At 39.8% G+C, this 26,044-nt stretch carries 22 protein-coding genes and 1 riboswitch; of the genes, 21 read left to right on the top strand and 1 reads right to left on the bottom strand.

The window, feature by feature from the left end:
* The first annotated feature begins 616 nt into the window (after positions 1-616).
* The 13 genes from ACOMCU_RS18280 to purD all read left to right on the top strand — a co-directional run bounded on the left by ACOMCU_RS18280 (position 617) and on the right by purD (position 14,367).
* Positions 617-811 (top strand): NETI motif-containing protein, encoded by a 195-nt coding sequence (locus ACOMCU_RS18280; RefSeq protein ID WP_010857131.1) that lies wholly within the window; start codon positions 617-619, stop codon positions 809-811.
* A gap of 93 nt (positions 812-904) precedes the next feature.
* A riboswitch (purine riboswitch) is annotated at positions 905-1,003 on the top strand.
* Between the two features lie 213 nt (positions 1,004-1,216).
* Positions 1,217-1,705, top strand: coding sequence for a 5-(carboxyamino)imidazole ribonucleotide mutase (purE, locus tag ACOMCU_RS18285; protein WP_421050962.1), 489 nt, complete (start codon positions 1,217-1,219; stop codon positions 1,703-1,705).
* Complete coding sequence (gene purK / locus ACOMCU_RS18290; protein WP_421050964.1) at positions 1,702-2,826, top strand: 5-(carboxyamino)imidazole ribonucleotide synthase; 1,125 nt, start codon at positions 1,702-1,704, stop codon at positions 2,824-2,826. Before purE ends, purK begins: the two co-directional genes overlap by 4 nt.
* A 13-nt stretch (positions 2,827-2,839) precedes the next feature.
* The gene (gene purB, locus ACOMCU_RS18295) at positions 2,840-4,135 is read left to right on the top strand and encodes an adenylosuccinate lyase (RefSeq protein ID WP_010857134.1); all 1,296 of its coding nucleotides are present in this window, start codon (positions 2,840-2,842) and stop codon (positions 4,133-4,135) included.
* Between the two features lie 137 nt (positions 4,136-4,272).
* Complete coding sequence (gene purC, locus ACOMCU_RS18300) at positions 4,273-4,983, top strand: phosphoribosylaminoimidazolesuccinocarboxamide synthase (protein ID WP_421050965.1); 711 nt, start codon at positions 4,273-4,275, stop codon at positions 4,981-4,983.
* Between the two features lie 2 nt (positions 4,984-4,985).
* Positions 4,986-5,234, top strand: a complete 249-nt coding sequence (gene purS, locus ACOMCU_RS18305; protein ID WP_010857136.1) for a phosphoribosylformylglycinamidine synthase subunit PurS — start codon at positions 4,986-4,988, stop codon at positions 5,232-5,234.
* A gap of 2 nt (positions 5,235-5,236) precedes the next feature.
* Positions 5,237-5,920 carry a phosphoribosylformylglycinamidine synthase subunit PurQ gene (purQ, locus tag ACOMCU_RS18310; RefSeq protein WP_010857137.1) on the top strand — a complete coding sequence of 228 codons (684 nt, stop codon included), beginning with the start codon at positions 5,237-5,239 and terminating at the stop codon, positions 5,918-5,920.
* Entirely contained in the window at positions 5,907-8,141 is a 2,235-nt protein-coding gene (purL, locus tag ACOMCU_RS18315; protein ID WP_010857138.1) for a phosphoribosylformylglycinamidine synthase subunit PurL, read from the top strand. Before purQ ends, purL begins: the two co-directional genes overlap by 14 nt.
* Positions 8,117-9,541, top strand: a complete 1,425-nt coding sequence (gene purF, locus ACOMCU_RS18320; RefSeq protein ID WP_010857139.1) for an amidophosphoribosyltransferase — start codon at positions 8,117-8,119, stop codon at positions 9,539-9,541. The genes purL and purF overlap by 25 nt, the downstream gene beginning before the upstream one ends.
* A 125-nt stretch (positions 9,542-9,666) precedes the next feature.
* Positions 9,667-10,722, top strand: a complete 1,056-nt coding sequence (gene purM, locus ACOMCU_RS18325; protein WP_421050966.1) for a phosphoribosylformylglycinamidine cyclo-ligase — start codon at positions 9,667-9,669, stop codon at positions 10,720-10,722.
* Positions 10,722-11,294: a phosphoribosylglycinamide formyltransferase gene (gene purN / locus ACOMCU_RS18330; RefSeq protein WP_421050967.1), complete on the top strand. Its 573-nt coding sequence runs from the start codon at positions 10,722-10,724 to the stop codon at positions 11,292-11,294. The genes purM and purN overlap by 1 nt, the downstream gene beginning before the upstream one ends.
* A 178-nt stretch (positions 11,295-11,472) precedes the next feature.
* A complete protein-coding gene (gene purH / locus ACOMCU_RS18335) occupies positions 11,473-12,999 on the top strand; it encodes a bifunctional phosphoribosylaminoimidazolecarboxamide formyltransferase/IMP cyclohydrolase (RefSeq protein ID WP_421050968.1) in 1,527 nt (508 codons plus the stop codon).
* 111 nt (positions 13,000-13,110) lie between these two features.
* On the top strand, positions 13,111-14,367 hold the full coding sequence (gene purD / locus ACOMCU_RS18340) for a phosphoribosylamine--glycine ligase (RefSeq protein ID WP_010857143.1): 1,257 nt from the start codon (positions 13,111-13,113) through the stop codon (positions 14,365-14,367).
* Positions 14,368-14,504: 137 nt separating this feature from the next.
* Here the strand turns inward: purD and ACOMCU_RS18345 are convergent, their stop codons facing one another.
* Positions 14,505-14,927 carry a hypothetical protein gene (locus tag ACOMCU_RS18345; RefSeq protein WP_219364656.1) on the bottom strand — a complete coding sequence of 141 codons (423 nt, stop codon included), beginning with the start codon at positions 14,925-14,927 and terminating at the stop codon, positions 14,505-14,507.
* Positions 14,928-15,371: 444 nt separating this feature from the next.
* Here ACOMCU_RS18345 and ACOMCU_RS18350 point away from each other — a divergent pair, with 444 nt between their 5' ends.
* The 8 genes from ACOMCU_RS18350 (at position 15,372) to gatC (ending at position 26,025) form a co-directional block, all read left to right on the top strand.
* The gene (locus ACOMCU_RS18350) at positions 15,372-17,099 is read left to right on the top strand and encodes an adenine deaminase C-terminal domain-containing protein (RefSeq protein WP_421050970.1); all 1,728 of its coding nucleotides are present in this window, start codon (positions 15,372-15,374) and stop codon (positions 17,097-17,099) included.
* Between the two features lie 13 nt (positions 17,100-17,112).
* A complete protein-coding gene (locus ACOMCU_RS18355; protein WP_421050972.1) occupies positions 17,113-18,168 on the top strand; it encodes a DUF3048 domain-containing protein in 1,056 nt (351 codons plus the stop codon).
* Between the two features lie 14 nt (positions 18,169-18,182).
* Entirely contained in the window at positions 18,183-18,503 is a 321-nt protein-coding gene (locus ACOMCU_RS18360; RefSeq protein ID WP_010857147.1) for a YerC/YecD family TrpR-related protein, read from the top strand.
* 109 nt (positions 18,504-18,612) lie between these two features.
* Positions 18,613-19,302 (top strand): heptaprenylglyceryl phosphate synthase, encoded by a 690-nt coding sequence (locus ACOMCU_RS18365; RefSeq protein ID WP_010857148.1) that lies wholly within the window; start codon positions 18,613-18,615, stop codon positions 19,300-19,302.
* 274 nt (positions 19,303-19,576) lie between these two features.
* Complete coding sequence (gene pcrA / locus ACOMCU_RS18370) at positions 19,577-21,829, top strand: DNA helicase PcrA (RefSeq protein ID WP_421050973.1); 2,253 nt, start codon at positions 19,577-19,579, stop codon at positions 21,827-21,829.
* 14 nt (positions 21,830-21,843) lie between these two features.
* Positions 21,844-23,850, top strand: coding sequence for an NAD-dependent DNA ligase LigA (gene ligA, locus ACOMCU_RS18375; RefSeq protein ID WP_421050975.1), 2,007 nt, complete (start codon positions 21,844-21,846; stop codon positions 23,848-23,850).
* Positions 23,851-23,926: 76 nt separating this feature from the next.
* Positions 23,927-25,063 carry a CamS family sex pheromone protein gene (locus ACOMCU_RS18380; protein ID WP_010857151.1) on the top strand — a complete coding sequence of 379 codons (1,137 nt, stop codon included), beginning with the start codon at positions 23,927-23,929 and terminating at the stop codon, positions 25,061-25,063.
* 674 nt (positions 25,064-25,737) lie between these two features.
* Complete coding sequence (gene gatC / locus ACOMCU_RS18385; RefSeq protein ID WP_010857153.1) at positions 25,738-26,025, top strand: Asp-tRNA(Asn)/Glu-tRNA(Gln) amidotransferase subunit GatC; 288 nt, start codon at positions 25,738-25,740, stop codon at positions 26,023-26,025.
* The last annotated feature ends 19 nt before the right edge of the window (positions 26,026-26,044 follow it).

Genomic DNA, 26,044 nt, shown 5'->3' on the forward strand with positions numbered 1-26,044 from the left:
TAAGCTCTTTAGCGCCGATGGTAGTTGGGGGCTTCCCCCTGTGAGAGTAGGACGTCGCTAGGCAAAATGTAAAAGTCGAGGATTTATTCCTCGACTTTTTTTGTTTTATAAATTATAAAAATTATATTTTACTTGAAATAGACGCTACAATATGTCGAATCATTATAAAGTTCTCTTACTGCTTTTACCATTCTAATCATAAAAATCTAAAGTATGAATAAATCTCATTTTATTGAGAGTGAATCAATGGTAACATGTCCATTTTGTGAGATTCTTTCAAAGGTAGAGAAAGCTTTTATTATTTATGCACATGATATTGTTGCTTTTTAGATATGTACCCGATAAATAAAGGACATGTATTAGTTGTTCTGAAAAAACACTAGCATGAATTCAGTGCGGTTGACTCTGATTAATATTATACGCCTGCTATAATTTTTTTTAAAAACTGAGCGCTTCTGTATCAATAGAAATCTTCATGTTTTCACCTCCTCCATAAATTTATTGCGTAATTAATAATTGTTACAAAATCGTGTATTCTTGAAATATCATATCAGGGTATAATGAATGTCAAGAAAGGAAGAATATTAAAAGACAAGAAATTGGAAGGAAGAGTACTTTGGGGAAAAAGCAAATTTGGTATGAAGTAGAAGAAAATGAGACGATTGACGAATGCTTGACGAGAATGCGTCACGACGGTTATCTAGCGGTAGGGCGGAAAGAGGAACCGATTTTTCATATAGTAGATGGAGAACCAACGTATTTACGTCAAAAAATACAATTTAAAGCGATGTTGTGTCAAGAATTTGAATAAATTTGACTTAAAACCGAACAATGCTAATTGTCGAAAATAAATCGTTCGCATTTTTGCATTGACGATAGTGTTTTCAATTGTTAAAATGTGATAAGGAAAAACAATTAAATCCCTCATATATGCTAGAGGATTGGCTCTAGTGTCTCTACCCAGCACCGTAAATGCTGGACTATGCGGGAAAGCAACTTTTGGCATGTTACGGGAAGGTGTGTGTACAGATGTGTAAATCTGCATATTCTTTTCATAATAAGTCCTCAAGTAAGCTGCTTTCACGTGTATTGTAGAGAGTAGTTTATTTGGGGATTTTCTATGTAGATAAAAGTAAAGAAATGCAGTGGCTATTGAATAATAGAGGCTAGCACAATAATCGATCATTTTTCTATCGTTTAAAAGGAGCGACAATTCATGAATCCGAAAATCGGTGTCATTATGGGTAGTTCAAGTGACTGGGAAACAATGAAGCATGCATGTGATATTTTAGATGAATTACAAGTACCGTACGAGAAAAAGGTAGTATCCGCACATCGTACCCCTGATTTAATGTTTGAATACGCAGAAGTAGCACGTGAGCGAGGTATTCAAGTAATTATTGCAGGTGCTGGCGGTGCGGCACATTTACCTGGAATGGTGGCAGCAAAAACGACGTTACCAGTTATTGGTGTACCTGTACAGTCTCGTGCACTTAATGGGCTTGATTCGCTTTTATCTATTGTCCAAATGCCAGGTGGTGTTCCTGTAGCAACTGTTGCGATTGGTAAAGCTGGAGCGACGAACGCAGGCTTGCTGGCAGCGCAAATTTTGTCGACAACTGATGCAGAGCTTGCTAACAAACTAGATGCTAGACGCGAGGCGACAAAGCAACAGGTATTGGAAAGCACAGGTGACTTAGTGTGACAAAGATTATTTATCCCGGACAAACGATAGGTATAATCGGTGGGGGACAACTTGGTCGTATGATGGCACTTGCTGCAAAGGAAGCGGGCTATAAAATTGCCGTTTTAGAACCTTCAATGGATTCCCCTTGTGGACAGGTGGCAGATATTCGTATTGTGGCACCATACGATGATGAGTCAGCATTAGAGGAACTTGCAGAAGTAAGTGATGTAATAACGTATGAGTTCGAAAATATTGATTATGACGGCTTAAAGCGTTTAACTCAAATGGCTTACGTACCTCAAGGAGCAGAATTAGTTCGCATTACACAAAACCGTGTAACCGAAAAGGCAGCGATAGTGAACGCAGGTTGTCCAGTAGCGCCCTATGTAGTGGCTGGAACATATGAAGAGCTAGTAGACAACATTGATACCATTGGATATCCGTGTATTGTGAAAACAGCACGAGGTGGTTACGACGGCAAAGGACAGCAACTTCTAAAGTCAGCAGTAGACCTCCCATTAGCGGAAGGGCTTTTCGCTCACTCACAATGCATAGCTGAGGGATTTGTCCCGTTCGTGAAAGAGGTATCTGTTATTGTACAACGGAATGGTGATGGGCAATCATATTGTCAGCCAGTTGGTGAAAATATTCATGTGCATCATATTTTACATGAAACAATTGTACCGGCACGTATCAAAGATGAAACAGCGTTAGCAGCTGAAAGTGAAGCTTTGAAAATTGCAGATTATCTAAATTTAGTAGGCACACTGGCGGTAGAAATGTTCGTTTTAGCAGATGGTGGCATTATTATTAATGAATTAGCACCAAGACCTCATAATTCAGGTCACTTTTCAATAGAAGCATGTAATGTATCACAATTCCATCAGCATATTCGTGCTGTTTGTGGTTGGCCACTGCGCAAACCACAACTATGGGCACCAACAATTATGGTGAATGTTTTAGGGCAACATGTAATGCCACTAAGTAACTCAATTGCAAAATATCCTGATTGGTCATTGCATCTTTATGGGAAAGCTGAAGCTAAGGTGAACCGAAAGATGGGCCACGTAACGATTATGACAAAAGATTTGGACCATACTTTAAAAGAAATCGAGCATTCTGGCATTTGGTCAGAATAGAAGGAGATACGCAATGATTGAACGTTACACAAGACCCGAGATGGGTGCAATTTGGACAGAACAAAATAAATACCAGGCTTGGTTAGAGGTTGAAATTCTAGCATGTGAGGCTTGGGCAGAAATTGGCGATATTCCTAAGGAAGATGTAGCAAAAATTCGTGACAATGCTTCCTTTGATGTAAATCGTATTTTAGACATTGAGAAAGAAACACGCCATGATGTTGTAGCCTTTACGCGTGCAGTTTCCGAAACGCTAGGTGAGGAACGTAAATGGGTGCACTATGGCTTAACTTCGACAGACGTAGTTGACACAGCACTTTCTTATATTATTAAACAAGCGAATGATATTTTACGACAAGATATTGTGAAATTTATCGATATTATTGCCGTAAAAGCAAAAGAGCATAAGCATACGGTTATGATGGGACGCACACATGGTGTTCATGCAGAACCAACAACTTTTGGCTTAAAGCTAGGCTTATGGTATGAAGAAATGAAACGTAACCTAGAACGTTTTGACGCAGCAACGCAAGTGATTGAAACTGGCAAAATGTCTGGAGCAGTTGGCACATATGCCAATATCGATCCACGTGTTGAACAATATGTATGTGACAAATTAGGCTTGGCTGCATCACCGATTTCAACACAAACACTACAGCGTGATCGTCATGCACAATATTTAGGTGCATTAGCATTAGTTGCAACATCAATTGAAAAATTCGCAACTGAGATTCGCGGCTTACAAAAATCCGAAACACGAGAAGTAGAAGAAGCTTTTGCAAAAGGACAAAAGGGCTCATCAGCAATGCCGCATAAACGCAATCCAATCGGTTCTGAAAACATGGTTGGTATGTCACGTTTAATGCGTGGTTATATGGTAACAGCTTATGAGAATGTAGCGTTATGGCATGAACGTGATATTTCACATTCATCGGCAGAGCGTGTGATTTTACCGGATGCAACAATTACATTGAACTATATGTTAAATCGCTTTGGTAACATCGTAAAAAATTTAACAGTATTCCCTGAAAACATGAAACGTAATATGGGCCGCACATATGGGCTGATTTACTCTCAACGCATTTTATTAGCACTAATCGATAAAGGCTTAGTGCGCGAGGAAGCCTATGATACAGTACAGCCATTAGCAATGCAGGCGTGGGACGAGCAAGTTCAATTCCGTACGTTAGTCGATGCAAGTGAAAAAGTTACATCGTATTTAACAAAGGAAGAATTGGATGAGTGCTTTGACTATAACTATCATTTACAGCATGTAGACATGATTTTTGAGCGTCTTGGACTAAACTAACTTTTATTCAATCATTCGACTAAATAAAGTTAGTGCCGTTGACAGATGTTACGGATTTTGAATTGCTTAAGTACAATTCAAAATCCGAACATCAATGCGTCTAAGCGTATTTCATAATAATCTGGGGGAATGACGAAATGAATAAAGATCAACTTTTGTATGAAGGTAAAGCAAAAAAATTGTATGCAACTGAGGAGTCTAATGTACTCCTAGTAGAATACAAGGATAGTGCAACAGCATTTAATGGTGAGAAAAAAGAAGAAATCGAAGGAAAAGGTGTATTAAACAATCGCATTACTTCATTAATTTTCGAAAAATTACAAGCAAACGGAATTGCGTCACATTTCGTAAAACAATTGTCTGATACAGAGCAACTTGTGAAAAGGGTCGAAATTATTCCAATCGAAGTCGTAGTACGCAACATTGCGGCTGGCAGCTTAGCTAAACGCCTTGGCTTTGAGGAAGGCACACCATTAAAACGTCCAATCGTTGAATTTTATTATAAAGACGATGATCTAGGCGATCCGTTAATATCAACGGAGCATATTGATGTACTAGAACTTGCAACACCAAAAGAAGTGACAGCAATGTATGATGGCGCATTAGCTGTTAACAAAGTACTGCAACCAATATTCGCAGATGTGAACGTTACTTTAATTGATTTTAAATTAGAATTTGGACGTGATACAAATGGCGATGTGCTACTGGCAGATGAAATTTCACCAGATACGTGCAGATTGTGGGATACAGAAACTAAACAAAAGTTGGACAAAGACGTCTTTCGTCGAGACCTTGGTGATTTAACTGAAGTATATACTATTATTCTTTCTAGACTCGGAGGCAAATAACAATGAAAAAAGTTAAAATTTTCGTAACATTACGTGAGAGTATTCTAGATCCACAAGGCTCAGCAGTACAAGGTTCTTTAGCAAAAATGGGTTACGGCGAAGTAGAGGAATTACGTATTGGTAAATATCTAGAGCTTACAATCAGTGATTCAGCGCGCGATATCGACACTCTAGTAAAAGAAATGTGTGAAAAAGTTTTAACGAATGTAGTAATTGAAGATTACCGTTACGAAGTCGAGGAGGCTAACTAATCATGAAATTCGCAGTACTCGTATTCCCTGGGTCAAACTGTGACATCGATATGTATCATGCGATTAAAGATGAACTAGGTGAAGAAGTAGAATATGTATGGCATACAGAAACGGATTTAAGTAGCTTTGACGGCATTTTAGTACCAGGAGGCTTCTCTTATGGTGACTATTTACGTTGTGGTGCAATGGCAAACCAATCTAACATTATGGCAGAGGTTAAAAAGGCAGCAGATGCTGGTAAACCTGTGTTAGGTGTATGTAATGGATTCCAGATTCTAACGGAGGCTGGCTTATTGCCTGGTGCATTACTACGTAACAAAAACTTAAAATTTATGTGCCGTACGATACAGCTTAAAGTTGAAAACAACAATACATTATTCACAAATCAATATGAGCAAGGTCAAGTAATCAATATTCCAATCGCTCACGGTGAAGGTAACTATTACTGTGACGAGGAAACATTACAAAAACTACAAGATAACAATCAAATCGTGTTCACATACTCAGGAGAAAATCCAAACGGTTCTTTAGCAGATATCGCAGGGATTATTAACGAGCGCGGCAATGTATTAGGTATGATGCCTCACCCAGAACGAGCTGTTGCTGCACTTGTGGGCGGAGCAGACGGTCTAGCAGTATTTAAATCAATTGTGAAGCAGTGGAGGGAAAATCATGTCAACAACTAAGTTTGAGCCAACAGCACAGCAAATTAAAGATGAAAAGCTATACGCTGGTATGGGGATGTCAGACGAAGAATTTGCAATGGTAGAAGGTATTTTAGGTCGTCTGCCAAACTGGACAGAGACAGGTCTTTTCTCAGTAATGTGGTCTGAGCACTGCTCATACAAAAATTCAAAACCAGTATTACGTAAATTCCCTACGAAAGGTCCTCAAGTATTACAAGGGCCTGGTGAAGGTGCGGGAATCGTAGACATTGGTGATGAACAAGCAGTTGTATTTAAAATGGAATCTCATAACCATCCATCTGCAATCGAGCCTTATCAAGGTGCAGCAACTGGTGTTGGTGGTATTATCCGTGACGTATTCTCAATGGGGGCTCGCCCGATTGCGATGTTGAACTCTTTACGTTTTGGTGAGTTGAAGTCAGCACGTGGTAAATATTTATTTGAAGAAGTCGTAGCTGGTATCGCTGGATACGGTAACTGTATCGGCATTCCAACTGTAGGTGGCGAAATTCAATTTGATCCTTGCTATGAAGGAAATCCACTTGTTAACGCGATGTGTGTTGGTTTAATCGACCATAAAGATATTCAGCGTGGTATTGCTGCTGGGGTCGGTAATACAGTCATGTACGTTGGTGCGAAAACGGGTCGTGATGGTATCCATGGAGCGACATTTGCATCCGAGGAATTGACGGAAGACTCAGAAGATAAACGCCCAGCAGTTCAAGTAGGGGATCCATTTATGGAGAAGCTTTTACTTGAAGCATGTTTAGAAGTTGTGAAATCTGATGCACTAGTGGGTATTCAAGATATGGGTGCGGCTGGTCTTACTTCATCATCGGCTGAAATGGCTTCGAAGGCTGGCTCAGGTGTAGAAATGAATTTAGACTTAGTGCCTCAACGCGAAACAGGCATGACAGCTTACGAAATGATGTTATCCGAGTCTCAAGAACGTATGTTATTAGTTGTGAAAAAAGGTCGCGAAGATGAAATTAAAGCGATTTTCGATAAATATGATTTAGATGCAGTAGCTATTGGTGTCGTTACAGATGACAAAATGCTTCGTCTACTTCACAACGGTGAAATAGTAGCGAATGTGCCAGCTGATGCCCTTGCAGAAGATGCACCAGTTTACCATAAACCATCTGCTGAGCCTGCTTACTATGCAGCGTTCCAAGCAATTGACAACGCTGAACCAGTGGTAAGTGATTACAAAGAAACGTTAAATGCATTGTTAAAAGCACCCACTGTTGCTTCTAAAGAATGGGTTTACGAGCAATATGATTATCAAGTACGTACGTCAACAGTTGTGGCACCAGGTTCAGATGCTGCAGTTATACGTGTACGAGGAACAAACAAAGGTCTTGCAATGACAACTGATTGTAATTCTCGTTACATTTACCTTGACCCAGAAGTGGGTGGTGCAATTGCAGTAGCAGAAGCGGCTCGTAATATCGTAGCAACTGGTGGAACACCACTTGCCATTACAGATTGCTTAAACTTCGGCAATCCAGAGAAACCAGAAATCTTCTGGCAAATTGAAAAATCAGCTGATGGTATCTCAGCAGCATGTACAGCACTGAATGCTCCAGTAATTGGTGGTAACGTATCTCTTTATAACGAGCGTTCTGGTGTAGCTGTTTATCCAACACCTACAATCGGTATGGTTGGTCTAATTGAAGACTTAGCACATGTGACTACACAAGAAGTGAAAGCTGCTGGCGATATTGTATTTGTGATCGGTGATACAAAAACGGAATTCGGTGGATCAGAGCTTCAAAAATTATTAAATAACGGTGTTATTTCAGGTAAAGCACCAACTATCGACTTAGCAGTTGAAGCAGCCCGTCAACAAGCATTACTAAAAGCAATTAAAACTGGGCTTGTACAATCTGCACATGATGTAGCAGAAGGCGGTCTTGCAGTAGCAATTGCTGAAACAACATTTGCCGCTAATGGTTTAGGTGTTGATGTGACACTAACTGGTTCTGCAACAACGGTATTATTCAGTGAAACACAATCTCGTTTTGTAGTAACTGTTAAAGAAGAAAATGCTGCTGTATTTGTTGAGACTGTAAAAGATGCACAAAAAATCGGTGTCGTAACAAACGATGCGCTTGTTAAAATCAACGGTGACAACGGTGTGCTTGTAGAAGGTACAGTGGAGGAATTCCGTTCTAATTGGAAAGGAGCAATCCCATGCTTGCTGAACTCAGAGGCTTAAACGAAGAATGTGGGGTGTTTGGTATTTGGGGGAACCCAAATCCAGCACACCTTAGTTATTACGGGCTACACGCTCTTCAACACCGTGGACAAGAAGGAGCTGGTATCGTCGTGTCTGATGGTCAGCACCTTCGCGCGGTGAAAGGCGAAGGACTAGTTAATGATGTATTCAATGAAGATAAATTAAAGGCAGTCAACGGGAAAGCGGCAATTGCCCATGTCCGTTACACAACTGCCGGTGGTGGCGGTATCGAAAATGTTCAGCCATTACTATTCCATTCATCAACTGGTAGCCTTTCAATTGCTCATAACGGAAATTTAGTCAATGCGACTCACTTAAAACAATATTTAGAGCGTCAAGGCAGTATTTTTCATTCCAGCTCTGATACAGAAGTGCTGGCGCATCTTATTAAGAAAAGCTCGCATTCGCCATTCCGTGCAAAGGTGAAAAATGCCCTGTCATTATTAAAGGGCGCGTACTCATTCCTAATAATGACTAAAGATGAAATGCTTGTTGCACGTGATCCACATGGTTTACGTCCTCTTTCTCTAGGAAAGCTTGGAGATGGATGGGTTGTTGCTTCTGAAACTTGCGCATTCGATTTAATCGGCGCAGAGTTTGTTCGTTCTATTGAACCTGGTGAATTGTTGATTATTAACGATGAGGGCGTGAAGTCTGATCGTTTCGCTGATATGGAAAACCGTGCAATGTGTGCAATGGAATATGTGTACTTAGCACGTCCTGATTCGGATATCGATGGCATTAATGTGCATATGGCACGTAAACGTATGGGAAAACAGCTCGCACGTGAATGTGCACATATCGAGGCTGATGTAGTGACAGGTGTGCCGGATTCTAGTATTTCTGCGGCAATTGGTTTTGCTGAAGAAAGTGGAATTCCATATGAGTTAGGTTTAATTAAAAACCGCTATGTAGGTCGTACATTTATTCAGCCAACTCAGGAATTACGTGAGCGTGGTGTGAAAATGAAACTTTCACCTGTTGTGCAAGTCGTGAAAGGCAAACGAGTAGTAATGGTTGATGATTCTATCGTTCGAGGCACAACGTCGCGTCGTATTGTAAAAATGTTAAAGGATGCAGGTGCTGCTGAGGTGCATGTTGTGATTTCTTCGCCACCAATGACGGATCCTTGTTACTACGGTATTGACACTTCGACACATGAGGAATTAATCGCATCCAGTCATAATGTCGATGAAATTCGTGAAGCGATTGGTGCAGATTCTCTTACATTCCTTTCTGTTGAAGGTATGGTGGAGAATATCGCACGACCATACGATGATGAAAACCGAGGCCTTTGCTTAGCATGCTTTACAAGCAAATATCCAACTGAAATTTTCCCTGATACAATCTTACCACATGAAAAAGAACTACTACATTAAGGTTATGTGTACAGGCAATCTTAACGAGCCTTTGGCAGATGTCACAGTTGACTTTTGCAGGAAAGTGATGCAACTAGGTACGATTGCTGAGCAAAGGCGTAATTGATTAAAAGGAGGATCTCTGCATGTCAAAAGCGTATGAACAAGCAGGTGTAAATATTGAAGCGGGCTATGAAGCTGTTAAACGAATGAAGTCTCACGTTGAGCGTACAAACCGTCTAGGTGTGATGGGTACGTTCGGTGGTTTTGGTGGAATGTTTGACTTGTCAGAACTAAAGCTAAAAGAACCTGTTCTTATTTCAGGTACTGATGGTGTAGGAACAAAATTAAAATTAGCATTTATGGTAGACAAGCACGATACAATTGGTGTGGACTGTGTCGCAATGTGCGTAAACGATATTGTAGCGCAAGGTGCTGAACCACTGTATTTTTTAGATTATGTGGCACTTGGTAAGGCAGAGCCAGCGAAAATCGAACAAATTGTTAAAGGCGTAGCAGATGGCTGTGTGCAATCTGGTGCTGCATTAATCGGTGGTGAGACTGCTGAGATGCCAGGCCTATACGAGGCGGACGAGTATGATTTAGCAGGATTTGCAGTAGGCGCTTGCGAAAAATCAGGCATTATCACAGGTGAAAAAATTGTAGAAGGTGACGTACTTGTAGGTCTTGCATCAAGTGGTGTGCATTCAAATGGTTATTCATTAGTTCGTAAAATTGTCTTTGCTGACAAAGGTTTTGCAGTTAATGAAGTTGTAGAAGGCTACGAAGACCTTGGCCCAATCGGTGAGGCGCTACTATTGCCAACAAAATTATATGCAAAACCAGTACTTGCTGCTCTAAAGGCAGCCGATGTACATGGTTGTGCGCATGTAACAGGTGGTGGCTTCTATGAAAATTTACCACGTATGATGCCAGAAGGTTTAGCAACTGAAATTGACCTAGGCTCTTGGCCAGTTCTTCGTATTTTTGAATTCTTAAAAGAAAAAGGCCAGCTAGAAGACAAAGATCTATATAATGTCTTCAACATGGGCATTGGTTTCGTTTTAGCAGTACCAGCAGAAGAGGCAGAGAAAGTAATGGCTACAGCACAAGCAAATGGTGAAAAAGCATACAAAATTGGTCGCATTGTGAAAGGCGAGGGTGTTGTATTTAACGGCACGCATGATGGGAGTTTAGTGTAATGGCTGCACCTACTAAAATTGCCGTGTTTGCTTCAGGTAGCGGTAGTAATTTTCAAGCCATTCAAGAAGCTATTGAACATGGTGCACTAAATGCCAAGGTCGAGCTTGTTGTCACAGACAAGCCCACCGCATTTGTTGTAACACGTGCTAAAAACTTTGGTATTCCGGTTCTAGCATTAAATCCGAAAGAGTTTGCATCGAAGGCAGATTACGAGACTGCGATTATTGAAGCTTTACACGAATGCGGTGTCGATTGGATTGTGCTGGCAGGCTATATGCGTTTAATCAGTGAAGTGCTTCTGACGGCATACTCGCAGCGTATCGTCAATATTCACCCATCATTATTGCCTTCTTTCCCTGGAAAGGATGCAATTGGGCAAGCCATCGCGCATGGTGTCAAAATAACTGGTGTTACTGTGCATTTCGTAGATGAAGGCATGGATACAGGGCCTATAATTGCACAAGCGGCTGTGTCAGTGGTCGATGGTGACCGTCAGGCAACAGAAACCGCAATTCATAAAGAAGAGCACTTGTTATATACAAAGGCATTACAACAATTATTTATGTCATAAAACCGATTGATATAATTCGCGCAGGTAGATGCGGAGAAATGCTCGATTCTCCGCAAGCTTTACTGAAAATGGAGAGATTCCACCTGAAATGGTGTTGTTCAATATAGATTTAGTGCTCAATCAAGATAAGCGAGACATTTTCGTGGCTAACACGAGATAAAACTAGGAGGATTTCGTTGTGACAAAACGTGCATTAATCAGTGTTTCCAATAAAGATGGTATTTTAGAATTTGCTAAAGAATTAGTGGCATTAGGTTATGAAATTTTATCAACTGGTGGTACGAAAAAAATGTTACAAGACAATAATGTTGCTGTAACAGCAGTAGATGAAGTAACAAAATTCCCAGAAATATTAGATGGTCGTGTGAAAACTTTAAACCCAATGATTCACGGAGGTTTATTAGGGAAATTTGACGATGCTTCTCACCAAGCACAAATGAATGAGCATGGCATAGAACCTATTGACATTGTATGTGTCAATCTTTACCCGTTCGTTGAAACAATTTCAATGCCTAATGTAACATGGGATGATGCCATCGAAAATATTGATATCGGTGGTCCAACAATGCTTCGTTCTGCAGCGAAAAACCATCAATATGTTACAGTAATTGTGGACAGCAATGACTATGCAACCGTATTAGAGGAACTACAAGCAAATAGCGCAACAACTATTGAAACACGTCGTAAGCTAGCTGCAAAAGTATTCCGACACACTGCTGCTTATGATTCATATATCTCGAATCATCTAACAGAAGAAGAATTCCCAGAAAGCTTAACGATGACATATGAGTTAAAACAAAATTTACGCTATGGTGAAAATCCTCATCAAAAAGCAGCATTCTATCAAAAGCGTCTTGGTTCTGACTTTTCTTTAGCTTATGCCACACAATTACATGGTAAGGAATTATCATACAATAATATTCAGGATGGCAATGCAGCGCTTCAAATTGTCAAAGAATTCAAAATGCCTGCGGCAGTAGCAGTCAAGCATATGAATCCTTGTGGTGTAGGAACTGGTGTGACTTTAGAAGAAGCTTTTGATAAAGCATACGAAGCAGATTCAACATCTATTTTCGGTGGCATTATTGCTTTAAACAGGGAAGTAGATGCACCGACTGCTGAAAAATTAAGTCATATTTTCTTAGAGATTATTATTGCACCATCATTTTCGCAAGAAGCGCTTGCTATTTTAACGCAAAAGAAAAATATCCGATTATTAACGATTCCATTCGAGCAAAGGAAGCAAGATAAATTGAATGTTGTATCTGTTGAAGGTGGCCTACTTGTACAAGAGCCAGATCGTTATGGCTTTGCCAACGCAAATATCAAAGTTGTCACAGATCGTGAACCAACTAATCAGGAATGGGAAGCTTTACAACTGGGTTGGGCGGTCGTGAAACATGTAAAATCCAATGCAATCGTTGTCACGGATGCACAAATGACATTAGGTGTCGGAGCAGGGCAAATGAATCGCGTTGGCGCAGCAAAAATTGCTTTTGAGCAAGCAGGTGAAAAAGCGCAAGGTGCAGCATTAGCATCCGATGCGTTCTTCCCAATGAGCGATACAGTAGAAGCAGCGGCAGCGGCAGGTATTACAGCGATTATTCAACCAGGTGGCTCCATTAAAGATCAGGATTCCATTGATAAAGCGAATGAGTTTGGCATAACAATGGTATTTACGGGAGTACGTCATTTCAAGCATTAATTAACAAGAAATGTCGAAGGCCTTAAATGCCTTAGAAAAGAATATACAGACATTAAGACCGAGATGTTGGTTCATCTCGGTCTTACTCACAAAAAGGAGGATTCTCTAATAATGAATGTATTAGTAATCGGAAGCGGTGGTCGTGAACATGCGATTGCCAAGCAGTTTAGTATTTCTCCATCTGTAAATAAAGTTTTTGTAGCTCCAGGTAATGACGGGATGCGTGGTGATGCCGAAGTCGTTGCAATTGACACAATGGATTTCGCGGGTCTTGCACAATTTGCAAAAGAAAATGCAGTAGATTTAACATTTGTAGGTCCTGAGCAGCCACTCGCTGTAGGGATCGTAGATTTCTTTACTGAGCGTGGCTTACGGGTATTTGGCCCGACAAAGGCTGCAGCACAAATTGAAAGTAGTAAATCATACGCGAAGGATATAATGAATAAATATAATATCCCAACGGCTGCACATGAAACATTTACAGCAGCAGAAAAGGCTATTGCATACATTAAAGAGCAAGGTGCACCAATCGTTATTAAGGCGGACGGTTTAGCTGCTGGTAAAGGTGTCGTTGTAGCCATGACTGAAGAAGAGGCAATTGAAGCAGTTCAGGACATGATTGGCAATCAGCGCTTTGGTGAGTCATCATCTCGCGTTGTTATCGAAGAATTCCTTGATGGGGAAGAATTTTCCTTTATGTCATTTGTCCATAAGGGACAAATATATCCAATGGTTATTGCTCAGGATCATAAACGTGCTTATGATGGTGATAAAGGGCCGAACACAGGTGGGATGGGTGCCTATTCACCAGTACCACAAATCTCACAAGAAGTAGTGGACGTAGCGTACAAAACAGTTGTTGAACCAACTGTTAAAGGAATGGATGCAGATGGCGTATCGTTCACAGGGATTTTATATGCGGGTCTTATTTTAACGCAAAACGGGCCAAAAGTGATCGAATTTAATGCGCGCTTTGGTGACCCAGAAACACAGGTCGTGCTACCACGAATGACTTCCGATTTTGGTGCGTTCATGACTGCGTTAATGGATGAAAGACCTTTTGATTTACAATGGTCAAATGATGCCATGTTAGGCGTTGTAATTGCAGCTGAGGGCTATCCTGGTGATGTAGAAAAAGGAAATGCGTTACCGGACTTAGAGTCATTAGCTGACTCGCACGCGATATACCACGCTGGCACGAAGCTAGTTGATGGAAAATTTGTTGGTAATGGTGGACGTGTATTACTTGTTAGTGCAAAGGCTCCTACTTTAAAAGAAGCACAAGAAAAAGTATATGCAGGAATCACAACAGAGGAATGGCATAATTTTATTTACCGTAAAGATATCGGTTGGCGTACTTTGAAATAAGTGTATTAATGGCGTTCACTAATCCCTATTGTATAGTGGAAACATGCCATGCCAACCTTGAAAATTAAAACTGTGGCTAAGCTTGGTCGCTCGATAGGAAAAACCGTCTCAACAGTTAGTTGAGACGGTTTTTTTGACTAAGAAGGATTTTGAGCTTTATTTGTGGCGCTAGTACTGCCTGAGGAATTTGATTTTTGAGAAGCACTGTTGTCAGTGGACTTAGCAGCCGAATTTGTATCTGACGCATTACCAGAAATAGCCGAAGAGAAATCCTTCATAAGCTTATTGATTTGGTCAGAGGACATAGAACCTTGTCCATTGAGCATACTTTGCATAGAGGTGCTCATGGCACTTTGCATATTGGAGCTTAGCAAAGCTTTAGTCGGACAATATTTAAAGATCCCCTCAGCCATTTTCATGGCACCTAATGCAATCATCAATCGACCTTTTGTACAGTCAGGATTTCTAGACACTTTGGCAATGCCAAACGCCGTCATACTTGTACCAAGAACAAAGCGTGAAAAGGCATTTTTATCACTCAAATTAGCTTGCTGCATCATGTAAATTTCCTCCTTTAGTCATAGTGGAAAAAAAACGGGGTGCTACAAATTGAAACAAGATGATACACAAAGCATGCTTGTATGCGTTTATGCAATAGTAGTATGTGTACGAGATGAATAACTAAACCTGAATATAAATGCTCCGTATGGCAATAAAATCCTGTTCAAAACAGCAAGGTAATATGGCTTCGTTTTAACAGTCAGTGTTCGGAGTTTGCAAGAGCTACAATAGAAATTTGGTATAATCCATGTCCAATCTGTGAAGCATAGCTTGTTTAGTACGCGGTGTGCTATAGAAAAATATTGATAAATACAAACTCTTAGTTAAAAGGGGTGTATTATCTTGTTAAAATATAGTAAATTATTAAATAGAAAAAACTTGCTTTGGCAAAGTGAAATGTTACGATATAGATACAAAACTCTATAGGAGAGGAGTATAGAAAAATGGATTACCATTGGAAAATAAAAGACGTGAGAAATCATATTAATATTATTAATGGCGAAAATAATCCAGATATTGTTTTTCAAAATGCTCGCTATTTACATAGTATGCTTAAACAGTGGGTTAAAGGTAATATTTGGGTAAGTGGAGATAGAATTGTTTATACAGGGCAAGAGATGCCAAAAAATGTGGTTGGGACAGAAATAATTGATGTAGAGAATAAAGTAATAGTCCCGGGATATATCGAACCCCATGTGCATCCAACACAACTATATAATCCGCAATCTTTTGCTGACTATGCAGCCCAAGGAGGCACCACTACTTTTATTTCAGATAATTTAACACTTTTATTAATGTTAAAAGAAAAGAAAGCGTTTTCACTAATTGAGAAACTAAATACACTACCGTTCATATTTTATTGGTGGGCTCGCTTTGATGCACAAACAGAAATTTATAATGAAGAAGAAATTTTCACAACATCTTCTGTTCAGCAATGGCTGGATAGATCTGACGTATTATTAGGTGGGGAACTAACGGGATGGCCCCGTTTGCTACAAGGTGATAATCAAATGCTCCATTGGATTTTACAAGCAAAGCACATAAATAAAAAGATAGAAGGCCATTTCCCAGGTGCGTCTTCTAATACATTGGCGAAGATGAAGCTGATTGGTGCAGACGGTGATCACGAGGCGATGACTTTTGAAGATGTGGAAAAACGAATCTTACATGGATATGTAGTCACGTTGCGTCATTCTTCTATTAGGCAGGATTTAGAGAGCATATTAAAAGATGTGATAGATAAACAGCTTGCTATTTTTGATCACTTAATGATGACCACTGATGGCTCAACGCCGAGTTTTTATCGTAAGGGCGTTATGGACCAATGTATTCAGCTTGCTTTGGATGCAGGGGTATCACCAATCGATGCATACCAAATGGCTTCCTATAACATTGCTCGTTACTATGATTTAACTCATTACCAAGGAATCATTGCGACAGGCCGAGTGGCGACGTTCAATATTTTGAAAGATGAATTTACGCCAACGCCAGAAAGTGTGTTATCTAAAGGAGTTTGGCTGAAGCGTGATGGGATAAAGAGTTATACCTTCGATGCAGTCGATTGGCAGGAAGAGAAGAACTTTGAAGTGAGCTTTGATGTGGAAGAAAAAGATTTTCAATTCTCTACACCATTAGGCATAAAACTTGAAAATGATGTAATTACGAAGCCCTATAATGTGACTGCCCAAGTAGTGGACGGGCAAATTATTGGAGATTTAGATGAATGTTTTTTAATGCTTGTGGACCGCAACGGTAAATGGCGAGTCAATACTTTTATTAAGGGATTTGCGACAAATATTGACGGATTAATTTCTTCCTATTCTAATACAGGGGATTTTATTTTTATTGGTAAAAATTTACATTCTATGAAAAAAGCTTTTGTTGAATTCAAAAAGATGAAAGGTGGAATTGTCTTAGTTGACAAGGATGAGGTTATTGCTTCAATTCCGTTGGCCATTAACGGTTTATTGTCAGAAAGTAACTTTGAGGAATTAATGGACCAGGAGCTTGTTTTAAAACAAGCACTTATGGATCGAGGCTATCACCTAGGTGATGCTATTTATTCTCTATTATTTTTACAATCCACCCACTTACCTTATATTCGCATTACGCCAAAAGGTATTTTTGATGTGATGAAGAATAAATTATTATTACCAGCAGTGATGCGTTAATCGCGGAAGGGGAATGATTGTGTTTAAATCGAAGAAATTATTTATGGCATTAGCATTTAGCGCTTTGTTCATCGGAGGATGTTCAAAAGATGCATCAGAAGTGGAAGAAGATGTTGCGACAACTGAAAAGGAATCAGTTATTGAAGAGCCTGTTGAAGAAGTTGAAGTTGCGCCATTAACAGGAGAAGCTGTCGCTGAAGAAGTAACACAACGTCCAATTATTGTGACGATTAATAATCATCCTGCTGCTCGCCCGCAATCTGGTATCGCAGCAGCCGATATGATTTATGAAATGTTAGCAGAAGGTAATGTTACTCGTTTATTAGCAATCTATCAAAGTGAGTTACCACAAAATGTTGGACCAGTTCGTAGTGCACGTTCTTACTTTGTCGATATGGCGAAGGCCTTTGGTGCATTTTATGTAGCACATGGCTATAGTCCAGAGGCAAAATCAATGCTTAGTAATAATGTAGTAGACAATATTAATGGTATGAATTATGATGGAACACTTTTCAAACGTTCAAATGAGCGTGTGGCGCCACATAACTCATATATTACTTCAGAAAACATTTTAAAGGGTGCCGAAAAAGTAGGCGCTTCAATGAATTACAGTGAAAAAGTACGTCAGGCTTTTTATGAACCTGATGAACGTGGTAAAATAGGCGTTGAAACAAGTCAAGTTGACATTTACTATGGAAATAATGAGTATTTCCACAATTCGTATGTGTATGATCATCAAAACAATCGTTATGGACGACAATCGGCTGGCGTTAACACAAAGGATATGTTGACAGGCGAAGCACTAACAGTTGCGAATGTTTTATTCTTTGAGATGAAGCATCAAACAATTGATAATGTAGGTCGCCAAGATATTGATTTAACATCTGGTGGAAATGCGTATGTATTTCAAAATGGCTATATGAGAGAAGTCAAATGGGCTAATAGGGATGGACTACCAATGGCTGTTGAAGAGTCTGGCGAGTTAGTGAAGTTAGTACCAGGAAAGTCTTGGGTTCATTTCGTACCATCTTCACCAGGGTTACAAGCAATGGTGAAAACGCAGCCTTAAAAGGAGGAAATTGCATGCAAATCGAAAAGATTCGAGGGCATCAAACAGATCAGTTATTTAAAGCAGTGTTAGAGCTAAACGACATCGAAGAATGCTATAAATTTTTTGACGACTTATGTACGATTAGTGAAATTCAATCGCTAGCACAACGTTTTGAGGTTGCACATTTATTACGTTTAAAGAAAACCTACGAATCCATTAAAAAGGAAACGGGTGCAAGTACAGCAACCATTTCACGTGTACGTCGTTGCTTTGATTATGGGAATGATACATATGATGAAATGTTAGGTCGTTTGTATCCAGACGAAAAGCCATTCCAAGCACCAAAAGAATAATAAGTAAGAGGCTGAGTAGTGTTTCTGCTCAGTCTTTTTCATTTTTTTGTCGAGAATCATAAGCTATACTTGTAAACGAATAGATAGAAAATGATAGGTGGTAAAATAAATGGATTATTTAGAGTGGAGACATGTGTTCAAGCTAGATCCGGCTAAAGAAATATCGGATGAGGCACTCGAAAAAATTTGCGAATCAGGAACAGACGTAATTTTAGTTGGCGGCACAGATGGCGTAACTTTAGATGGTGTATTAGACTTGCTTGTACGTGTTCGTCGCTTTGAAGTACCTATAGCACTTGAAATTTCAACGATAGAATCGGTGACACCGGGTTATGACTATTATTTCATTCCGACGGTGTTAAATAGTGATGATCCAAAATGGATTAAAAATATACATCATGAGGCCATTAAAGAATACGGCGATATTATGGTTTGGGATGAACTCGTCGCTGAAGGATATTGTATTTTAAATCCAGATTGTAAAGTAGCTGAAGTAACAGGGGCGAAAACAGATTTATCAATAGATGATGTTGTTGCTTATGCACGAATGGCCGAAAACTTCTTTAAACTACCTGTATTTTATATAGAATATAGCGGGATGTATGGTGATATTGAACTTGTACGTGCTGTAAAAAGTGAATTGCAAAATACAAAGCTATTTTACGGCGGTGGCATTACTTCTACGAAGCAGGCGGCGGACATGGCAAAATATGCGGATACGGTTGTTGTTGGCAATATAATCTACGAAGATTTAAAAGCCGCACTTGCGACTGTTAAGGCTGTTAAAAATACGATATAATTAAGAACAAACGTTTGAGTAATTTTATTCAGTGGACATTGAAACACTATCTTAATGAAATTACAATCTCCGGCGAGTGCCTTAGATTTACTCGTGAAAATTTATAGAGTCATGTACACTTTGTAAAAGCTTACCCTACAAACTTCGTTTTAACGATAAGGCTAACAACACTGCATCGTTAAAGACGCTACGTTGTAAGGCTTTGTTGTACGACTTTGCATTATACAAGATTTTGCGAAAAGCTCGCCATGGGGAATTTGATTGGAGGTGCAATATGGAGCAGTTAACGAAAAACTTATTAGCAGGAATGAATCCTGAGCAAGAAAAAGCAGTGAAAACAACAGAAGGCCCACTGCTAATTATGGCAGGTGCAGGCTCTGGGAAAACAAGAGTATTGACGCATCGTATTGCGTATTTGGTGATCGAAAAGGAAGTATATCCATCAAAAATTTTAGCAATCACTTTCACAAATAAAGCTGCACGTGAAATGCGAGAACGTATTGATGGTATCCTCGGGAATGGCACTGGCGACAGCATGTGGGTATCGACGTTCCACTCAATGTGTGTACGCATTTTGCGTCGTAACATCGATCAGCTTGGTATGTCACGTAACTTCTCAATTTTAGATTCTACGGATCAGTTATCGGTCGTGAAAAATGTCATGAAGGATGAGAACATTGATCCTAAACGATTTGAGCCGCGTGCTATTTTAAATGCGATCAGCTCGGCCAAAAATGAGTGTATCACAGCCGATGAATATACAACCAATATGAATGAAAATAACCCGTATGAAAAAACGGTTGCGCAAGTATACAAAGGCTATGAAAAACGTCTACGTCGAAACCAATCACTCGATTTTGATGATTTAATCATGACAACCATTACATTGTTTAAGCGTGTACCAGAAGTGCTTGAATACTATCAAAATAAATTTCAATATATTCATGTCGATGAATATCAAGATACAAATAAATCACAATATTTACTCGTACAGCTACTCGCAAAGAAATTTCAAAATATCTGTGTCGTAGGGGATTCTGACCAATCGATTTATCGTTGGCGTGGTGCAGATATCGGAAATATCCTTTCATTTGAAAAAGATTATCCAAATGCTAAGGCAATTATGCTAGAGCAAAATTATCGCTCCACGCAACGCATCCTGAAAGCGGCTAATGACGTCATTCAAAATAATACGACGCGTTATCCAAAAGAACTACGCACAGAAAACGTAGAGGGTGAAAAAATCGCTCTGTACAAAGCCTATAACGAACAAGAAGAAGCACAGTTCGTCATCCAAACGATCCAAGAGCTTATGAAAAAAGAAAATCGCTCATTTGATGATTTCGCCATTTTATATCGAACAAATGCACAATCTCGTGTAATGGAGGAAGTGCTTGTTAAATCTAATATGACCTATCAAATCGTAGGTGGCACAAAATTCTATGATCGAAAAGAGATTAAGGATTTACTGGCGTATTTACGGCTAATTGCCAACAATGATGACGATTTATCGCTCGCACGAATTATTAATGAACCAAAGCGTAGTATTGGCGCTACTTCATTTGAAAAGATGGCACGCTATGCGATAGATCAAGATCGTTCGGTTTTTGATGCAATGAATGATCTTATATTTATGGGGTTAACGGGTAAAGCTGCAGCTTCAGCAGAGCACTTTTATGCACTAATTAAAGGCTTTACAGATATGCAAGAATTTTTATCTGTAACGGAGATTGTTGAGCAGGTCATAGAGAAATCTGGTTATCGTGCAATGCTACAAAACGAAAAGACCATTGAAGCAGAAAGCCGTTTAGAAAATATTGAAGAATTTTTATCTGTAACAAAAGCGTTTGAGGAACGTAGTGATGATAAGAGCTTAATCGCCTTCCTAACGGATTTAGCACTCATCGCGGACATTGATGCACTCGATAAAGAAGATACATCGAAGGGCAGCATTATTTTAATGACGATGCATGCTGCAAAAGGTTTAGAATTCCCTGTCGTCTTCATTATTGGGATGGAGGAAAATATCTTCCCACACTCTCGTTCACTTGACGATCAGGATGAAATGGAAGAGGAACGACGTCTTGCTTACGTAGGTATTACACGTGCGGAGGAACGTTTGTATTTAACTTGTGCGCAATCTCGTACGATTTTTGGACGTTCGAGTTTCAATAATGCTTCTCGTTTCTTACGTGAAATTTCAGAGAATATTACGGAATCCATATCTAAAGCTGGTACCAAACCTGAGGTACCTTTTGCAACTGGTAATCGTTCTTCTGGCGGCTATCAAAAACGTACACTAGGCAGCGTACAGCAAACACAACCAGCTACTGCCCGTTTACAATCAACTGGCGGTGACCAGTTTGGATGGAAAGCTGGAGATAAGGCTGTTCACAAAAAATGGGGAACAGGTATGGTTGTAAGTGTAAAAGGCGAGGGTGATAGTACAGAGCTTGATATCGCATTCCCACAACCAATTGGTATTAAGCGATTACTTGCACAATTTGCACCTATTGAAAAAGCGTAAGCGGAGGAACTTAAATGAACGAAATTGAACAGCGCATCGCGGAGTTAAACAAGTTATTGCATGAATATGGGTATGCGTATTACGTACTGGATAATCCTATCATTGCAGATAGCGTATATGATCAACTATTACACGAACTCATTGCATTAGAAGAAGCGAATCCATCACTTATCTATCCCGATTCGCCGACACAGCGAGTTGGTGGTGTTGTCGTAGAGGGGTTTAAAAAAGTAACACACGATTATCCGATGTTAAGCCTATCAAACGCTTTTAATGAAGCAGACATACGTGAGTTTGACCGTAAAATCAGTCAAGCAATTGGTGACAAATTTTCATATGTATGCGAGCTGAAAATTGATGGTCTTGCCATTTCCTTAAAATATGACAATGGTGTTTTTGTTCAGGGAGCGACACGTGGTGACGGTATTATTGGTGAGGATATAACAGCAAATCTAAGAACGATTCGTGCGGTGCCACTTCGATTAAAAGAGCCACTTACCATTGAAGTACGCGGTGAGGCGTATATGCCGAAAAAATCATTCGAAAAGCTCAATTCCCAAAGAGCTGAGAATGGAGAAGAATTATTTGCAAACCCGCGTAATGCCGCTGCTGGCTCTTTACGTCAACTGGACCCTAAAATAGCAGCGAGCCGTCAATTATCCACCTTTATCTACTCAATTGGTGGAGACGGTGAAGCGTATGGTATTGATGGACACGGAGAGATGCTTGATTATTTAGAGGGGCTTGGTTTGCCATCAAATAAAGAGCGTCAACACTGTACATCAATCGATCAAGTATTAGCCTTTATCGAAAAATGGACTGAGAACCGTCCGAATTTAGCTTACGAAATTGACGGTATCGTCATTAAGGTGGATCGGTATGCACAGCAGGATGAACTTGGCTATACCGCTAAAAGTCCACGTTGGGCGATTGCCTATAAATTCCCTGCGGAAGAAGTCATCACAACTTTACTAGATATCGATTTAACTGTAGGGCGAACAGGCGTTGTCACACCCACTGCTATTTTAACGCCTGTACAGGTGGCTGGTACGACAGTGCAACGCGCTTCTTTACACAATGAAGATTTAATTCGTGACAAGGATATTCGCATTGGGGATACAGTCGTAATCCGAAAAGCTGGTGATATTATTCCACAAGTTGTCGGTGTATTAATGGAGCAACGACCAGAGAGTTCTGTCCCTTATGAAATGCCTGCAAATTGTCCTGTGTGCGATAGTGAACTGATTCGAATAGAGGGCGAAGTAGCCCTGCGCTGTGTGAACCCAGCCTGTTTTGCACAAATTGCCGAGAGCATTAAATATTTTGTCTCACGTAACGCCATGAATATTGACGGTCTTGGTGAGAAGGTTGTTGAGCAATTACTGCGCGCAGATTTAATCCATGACGTATCCGATTTATATCACTTAACAATAGAGCAACTTGTTGAGCTGGAACGTATGGGTGAAAAATCAGCAACGAATTTAGTAAATGCCATTCAAACATCTAAGGATAATTCAATGGAGCGCCTACTAATCGGTTTAGGTATACGACACGTTGGTGAAAAAGCGGCAAAAATTGTCTCAGAGGAATTCGAAACGATGGAAGCGGTTATGGCAGCTACAGAGGAACAACTCGTGGCAATTCATGAAATTGGCGATAAAATGGCGTCATCACTCGTAGAGTATTTTGCCAACGAAGATGCACGTGCAGTCATTGCTCGCCTAGCTGAAGTTGGTGTAAATATGACATATAAAGGTAAAAAGGTAGAAGTCGCAATAGGGGACAATCCATTTGCGGGAAAAACGATTGTCTTAACTGGTAAACTTGAGCAATTGACACGGAATGAAGCAAAGGCGAAAATAGAAGAGTTAGGTGGTATTGTCACAGGAAGTGTCAGCAAAAAAACTGACCTTGTCATTGCTGGGACAGATGCAGGTTCTAAACTGACAAAAGCCGAACAATTAGGCATTGACGTTTGGAATGAAGACCGCCTAGTAGAACAACTTAGCTTTATTCAGTAATAAAAAAATTTCTATTTCCCCAAACAATTAGGAACTGAACAAAAAATCTGCCAATTAGTAAAGGAGTACTAAAATAATGAAGTCATTTCGACTCATTCCAGCAATAGTAGCTGCTGCAATGCTAGTCGGCTGTGTGCCTTCTAATAAGAAGGAGACAGAGCTTACACAGGAGACGCAACAGGAAAAAGCGGAAACAACGATTATTCCAAGCTTACAAATTGATGAATCTTTTTATAAAACACTAATTCCCTATAAAGAAAGTGCAAGTCGCGGGTTAGTCATTTCAAATATTTATACGAAATATGATATGAAGGAAGTAGAGACAGGATTAATGCGTCTTTCTCAAAATGAGTTTGATACTGAAAATTACTACTTCCAAGAAGGTCAATATTTAGCAGAAAGCACAGTAAAAGATTGGCTTGCGCGTAGTTCACAAAAAGAAGACGGTTTAAATCCGCCAACAACCGATACAATGACAGCTGAGGAACGTGCAACGAAGGCACCTGTTTATTTAGCCCATATTGTTGAGCAAAATTATTTAACTAAAACCGATGATAATAAAGTTAAGCTAGGCGGTATTTCCATAGGCCTTGCACTGAATTCTATTTATTATTACCAAAAAGAAAAATATGGTGAATATTATGAAGAACCAATTCCAGAAGCAGCACTTATTGAGCAAGGGAAAAAGATGGCTGCAGAAATTGTTTCTCGTATGCGTTCACGTGATGAGCTAAAGGATGTGCCAATTGTTGTTGGGTTGTTTAAACAACAGGCCCGCAATGAAATTATTCCAGGAGCCTATTTCACTTACGGTGTAGCAAAAGAAGGCCAAAGTGATTTAGGTGATTGGCAAGCCATTGATGAAGAATATGTAATGTTCCCAACAGATGAATCACTTGATGTTTATCGGGATGTTAGCAATAACTTCAAAAATTTTAAGCAAGACGTTGATAAATATTTCGCCAATTACACAAGTGTTATTGGAACAGGCTTCTATCAAAATAAGAAAATACAAAAACTAAAAATAGAAATTCCTATCCAATTTTTTGGCACAGCTGAAATTAGAGGATTTACACAATATTTGACGGGCGTACTGATCAATCAATTCGGTAATATAAACGTAGAAGTGAGTATTACATCGATAAATGGCCCAGAGGCGTTAATTATGAAAGAAGCTAATGAAAAAGACCCATTTGTCCATATTTATGACTAAAATATAGTCAGCCTTGTGCTGGCTATATTTTTATGAGCAAGCATGTTTTCGGGTCCAGACAAGCAAAGCTCGGGTTCAGGAGAGTATCGCTCAGGTAAAGTTGGGCAACGCTCGGGTAGAGGGAAGTAACGCTCAGGTAAAGTTGGCAATGCTCGGGTAGAGGGAAGTAACGCTCAGGTAAAGTTGGGCAACGCTCGGGTAGAGGGAAGTAAAGCTCAGGTAGAGTTCAGCAACGCTCGGGTAGAGTTCAGCAACGCTCGGGTAGAGTTCAGCAACGCTCAGGTAGAGTTCAGTAACGCTCGGGTAGAGTTCAGTAACGCTCAGGTAGAGTCCAGCAACGCTCAGGTAGAGTCAAGCAATGCTCGGCTCCAGACAACCAACGCTCAGCTTCACAACAGAATCGACCAAACTACATCTGGTAATGTTCAAATCTAGTTAATCGTTGCCTGATGGGGCTAAAGTTTTGTTTTCACAGGGACTTTTTTCTTCAGTTCCAACAGACTGTGACATCTATAGACGACACTTTGTCACGGTAGTGAAAGTTTCTATATTTTTGGTGAAAGTTGTGATTTTTAATACGAAAAATGTTATGATAATTTGCATGGTTAACTTTATTCAGCCCTATTGTTATCAATAAAAACAATGAATCTGATTACTATTCGGAGGTGTAAAAAATGGCGAAATTAACAAAAGAAGAGGTTAAGCACGTTGCAAATTTAGCACGTCTTGCAATAACTGAAGAAGAGGCAGAAAAATTTGCTGAGCAACTTGGTAAAATCACAGACTTCGCAGAGCAATTAAACGAGCTAGACACAACAAATGTTGAACCAACAACACATGTATTACCACTAGTTAATGTAATGCGTGAAGACGTGGCAACAAAAGGTTTAGACCGTGAAGTGATGATGTTAAACGTAAAAGAACAAGAAGATGGTCAAGTCAAAGTACCAGCTATCATGTAATACTAAAACATAGGAGGAT

The organism is Lysinibacillus sp. UGB7 (assembly GCF_049058285.1).
Taxonomy (GTDB): Bacteria; Bacillota; Bacilli; order Bacillales_A; family Planococcaceae; genus Lysinibacillus; species Lysinibacillus sphaericus_B.

What these genes read in the sequence shown, in the direction of transcription:
- ACOMCU_RS18365 (WP_010857148.1), top strand. Translation starts at nt 18,613, where the DNA reads ATGGATTATTTAGAGTGGAGACATGTGTTCAAGCTAGATCCGGCTAAA.
- purN (WP_421050967.1), top strand. Translation starts at nt 10,722, where the DNA reads ATGGCTGCACCTACTAAAATTGCCGTGTTTGCTTCAGGTAGCGGTAGT.
- purC (WP_421050965.1), top strand. Translation starts at nt 4,273, where the DNA reads ATGAATAAAGATCAACTTTTGTATGAAGGTAAAGCAAAAAAATTGTAT.
- purF (WP_010857139.1), top strand. Translation starts at nt 8,117, where the DNA reads ATGCTTGCTGAACTCAGAGGCTTAAACGAAGAATGTGGGGTGTTTGGT.
- purE (WP_421050962.1), top strand. Translation starts at nt 1,217, where the DNA reads ATGAATCCGAAAATCGGTGTCATTATGGGTAGTTCAAGTGACTGGGAA.
- ACOMCU_RS18350 (WP_421050970.1), top strand. Translation starts at nt 15,372, where the DNA reads ATGGATTACCATTGGAAAATAAAAGACGTGAGAAATCATATTAATATT.
- purB (WP_010857134.1), top strand. Translation starts at nt 2,840, where the DNA reads ATGATTGAACGTTACACAAGACCCGAGATGGGTGCAATTTGGACAGAA.
- purM (WP_421050966.1), top strand. Translation starts at nt 9,667, where the DNA reads ATGTCAAAAGCGTATGAACAAGCAGGTGTAAATATTGAAGCGGGCTAT.
- pcrA (WP_421050973.1), top strand. Translation starts at nt 19,577, where the DNA reads ATGGAGCAGTTAACGAAAAACTTATTAGCAGGAATGAATCCTGAGCAA.
- purS (WP_010857136.1), top strand. Translation starts at nt 4,986, where the DNA reads ATGAAAAAAGTTAAAATTTTCGTAACATTACGTGAGAGTATTCTAGAT.
- gatC (WP_010857153.1), top strand. Translation starts at nt 25,738, where the DNA reads ATGGCGAAATTAACAAAAGAAGAGGTTAAGCACGTTGCAAATTTAGCA.
- ACOMCU_RS18380 (WP_010857151.1), top strand. Translation starts at nt 23,927, where the DNA reads ATGAAGTCATTTCGACTCATTCCAGCAATAGTAGCTGCTGCAATGCTA.
- ACOMCU_RS18345 (WP_219364656.1), bottom strand. Translation starts at nt 14,927, where the DNA reads ATGATGCAGCAAGCTAATTTGAGTGATAAAAATGCCTTTTCACGCTTT.
- purQ (WP_010857137.1), top strand. Translation starts at nt 5,237, where the DNA reads ATGAAATTCGCAGTACTCGTATTCCCTGGGTCAAACTGTGACATCGAT.
- purD (WP_010857143.1), top strand. Translation starts at nt 13,111, where the DNA reads ATGAATGTATTAGTAATCGGAAGCGGTGGTCGTGAACATGCGATTGCC.
- ligA (WP_421050975.1), top strand. Translation starts at nt 21,844, where the DNA reads ATGAACGAAATTGAACAGCGCATCGCGGAGTTAAACAAGTTATTGCAT.
- ACOMCU_RS18360 (WP_010857147.1), top strand. Translation starts at nt 18,183, where the DNA reads ATGCAAATCGAAAAGATTCGAGGGCATCAAACAGATCAGTTATTTAAA.
- purL (WP_010857138.1), top strand. Translation starts at nt 5,907, where the DNA reads ATGTCAACAACTAAGTTTGAGCCAACAGCACAGCAAATTAAAGATGAA.
- ACOMCU_RS18355 (WP_421050972.1), top strand. Translation starts at nt 17,113, where the DNA reads ATGATTGTGTTTAAATCGAAGAAATTATTTATGGCATTAGCATTTAGC.